Source organism: Thermus islandicus DSM 21543, assembly GCF_000421625.1.
Classification (GTDB): domain Bacteria; phylum Deinococcota; class Deinococci; order Deinococcales; family Thermaceae; genus Thermus; species Thermus islandicus.
Window position 1 is genome coordinate 1 of sequence record NZ_ATXJ01000051.1, and the last position, 2938, is coordinate 2938.

At 65.9% G+C, this 2938-nt stretch carries 1 protein-coding gene and 1 pseudogene; one reads left to right on the top strand and one right to left on the bottom strand.

From position 1 onward, the window contains the following. A pseudogene (locus H531_RS14570) lies at positions 1 to 1982 on the top strand (hypothetical protein); the annotation flags it as partial. A 368-nt stretch (positions 1983 to 2350) separates the two neighbouring features. On the opposite strand, the gene H531_RS0112330 reads toward H531_RS14570, so the two are convergent. Further along, positions 2351 to 2938, bottom strand: a 588-nt coding sequence (locus H531_RS0112330; protein WP_022799616.1) for a hypothetical protein, incomplete at its 5' end; no start/stop codon positions are given.

Consider the following 2938-nt stretch of genomic DNA (forward strand, 5'->3'; position numbering starts at 1 on the left):
CGGCGGAGCGGGACCTGACCCTCACGGTGAACGCCCCGCCCCCGCCCCCCAGCTTCACCCTCTCCCTGAACCCTACGAGCCTCACGGTGCAGCAGGGGTCTAGCAACACCACGACCCTCACCGTTACCCCCCAGAACGGCTTTACCGGGACGGTGGCCCTCTCCCTGGTGGCGGGGCAGGACCAGGTGCCCCAGGGCCTCACCCTCTCGCCCCCGAGCGTCCAGGTTTCCGGAGCGAACCCCGTGACCCAGACCCTGACCTTCTCTGCCCTCTCCTCCACCCCCACGGGCACCTACCGGCTCAAGGTGCGGGGCACGGCGCAAAACCTCACCAGGGAGGCGGACCTGACCGTGACCGTCAGCCCGCCCCCCAGCTTCGCCCTTTCCGACCCCAACCCCAACCCCCTCACGGTCCCCCAGGGCGGCACGGCCACCTTCCAGGTGACCCTCACCTCCCAGAACGGCTTCCAGGGGCAGGTCACGCTCAGCCTGGCCGACGGGCAGGACCCCCTGCCCCAGGGCCTCAGCCTCACCGCCACCAACCCCTCTCCCATCAGCCTCCAGGCCGGGGGGAGCGTGACCGTGACCGCCACCGTGCGCGCCGAGCAGGGGGTAGCGCCCAACACCTACCGCCTCAAGGTGCGGGCCCAGGGGGGAAGCCTGGTCCAAGAGAAACCCCTCACCGTTCAGGTGGTCCTGCCCCCGAGCTTTGACTTCTCCCTGGGCAAGTCCTCGGTGACCACTGCCCGCGACCCCTCGTTGAGGAGCTACAACTGGGTGGGCCTCACCTTCACCGCCCAGAACGGCTTCCAGGGACAAGTGAATCTTTCAATCGTTGATGACCAGGGCAACCCGGTGCCAGGGCTGAGCCTAGACCCGGCCAGCGTGAACGTGACGGGAAACCAGTACTTCGGCGTCTACGTGCTCGCGGACAATACCATCCCCCTCTTTGGCGCGGGTAAGGGGTACGCGGTGCGGCTCAGGGCGAGCTCGGGGAGCATCGTGCGGGAGCAGCCCCTCACCGTGGACGTGTGGACCCATATCGGGGTTGCCAACCTCAACTTTCAACGGGTGGCCTACGGCAACGGGATCTTCGTGGTGGCTGGGGAAAACGGCTACGACGGCTACAGCCGCATCTACGTTTATAACCCGCAGAACCGCAACTTCACCAAGGTCTACGAAGCCTCCTCCGTCGGCGGGCCATTGTGCGGTGGGCTCCGGGGTGTGACCTACGACCCCGTTCACCAAACCTGGGTGGCGGTGGGATCGTCTGGCACCATCCTGGTCTCCGCCGACAATGCCCAGACCTGGCAAATCGTCTCGGGGGCTAGGCCCTCCTCCTGCAACGACGCCATGCGTTTTGAGAAAGTGCGCTACCTTAACGACCGGCTCTGGGCGATGCCGCCATACCATGTTCTAAATAACACGATTTGGTTCTCGCAGGACGGAGGCTACACCTGGAACTCCTTGCCCATCCCAGTGCCCAGCGGGTATACACAGGTTGGCTTGCACGGCCTGACCTACGGAATGGGCAAGTACGTGGGAGTCGGGGTCCTTTTGACGACCTCTAACTCCCCCAGGCCAGCCCTATTTGTCTACGATGGCAGCACGTGGACCATAAGCGAGCTTAACACCCCCCAAGATCCTTGGGGCCAGCCGCTGATGCCTAACGAGATCCTTTATGTCCCCGACTGGGGCAAGTTCGTGATGGTAGGCGACAGCGGCCTTTTGGGCACCTCCAGCGATGGGGTGAACTGGAGCTTCCAGGTCTTCTCTGATGTGGGCGGCCTCGACGACCTGACCTACGGCAACGGGGTGGTGTTGGCGGGCAGCGGGGTCTTCCCTACAGTGCTTGTTTCTAGCGACGGGCAAAACTGGCGGCTCGTGGAGACTCATTGCCAAGACGCTACGGCCATGTCCGTAGCCTTCGGTAGCGGCATCTTTATCCATACCTCGGCCAACGGGGTGTGCGCGTCCCCTTGAAGGCGTGCTGGCGAAGCGGGGGCGGTCCACCCCGCCCCCGTTTTCTCCTGCTGAGGGTACAAAGACCCCTAGGGACCACCCGTTCCGGGTAGGGCAACGGAGGCGCGGAGCCCCTTGGGTACCCAGAGCGCCAGGGGGACGGTAGGCAGGAGGGCGTCCGCAGGCTGCCACGGGGGCTCGGGTCAAGGAAAAGTCGCTGCCTACCTTAGCGGAGGTTCTCCGGGGACCTACGCGCGCGAGGAAGCGGCCTGGACCTTCCCCGCCTCCCGAGCCTTGCCAGGTCGCGGTGTCCTGGCCTATCCTGCCGGGGAAAGAGGAGATGCGGCACAGGTGCCTCCACGAGATCGTCTGGAGGGCCTTCCCTCCCCTCACCCCTCCTCCCACCCCGGCAGCACCAGGCTTTTCATCCCCGTCCAGTAGGCCACCTTTTCCTTGGGGTGGCCTTCTTTGAGGAAGCGGCGGATGGCGCGCCAGCGTAGGCCGAGGACCAGGTCTATTCGTCTGCGGTCGGTCAGGCTTTCTTTGAGGCCGGCGAAGGCGGCGAACTCCTTGAGGACCCACTTAGCCTCGAGGAACCCCAAGGGCTTGCCCCGGTGCTTGCCTGGGGCGGGTTTGAGGAGGAGATGGGGGAAGGGGAGGGGCTGGTGGGAGGCGAGGAAGTCGCGCTGGGGGAGCCAGTCCAGGAGGACTTCTCGGGCGAAGGGGGGTAGGGGGACTTCCCGGAGCCTGGTGCCCCGGACCAGGAGGCTTTTTTCCCGCACGTCCTCCCTCCAGAGCTCCACCGCCTCCTTCACGGTGAGGCCCACCTCGCCCAGGAGGACGAGGAGGACGCGAAGGAGGGGTCGCCAGTAGGCGAGGGGATAGGCCTCGGCCTTGGCCAGGAGCTCCTGGTAGCGTGCCTCCGGCATGGCGCGGGAGGGGGCCACCGCGGGGAGCTCTTGCTTCAAGGGGAAGGC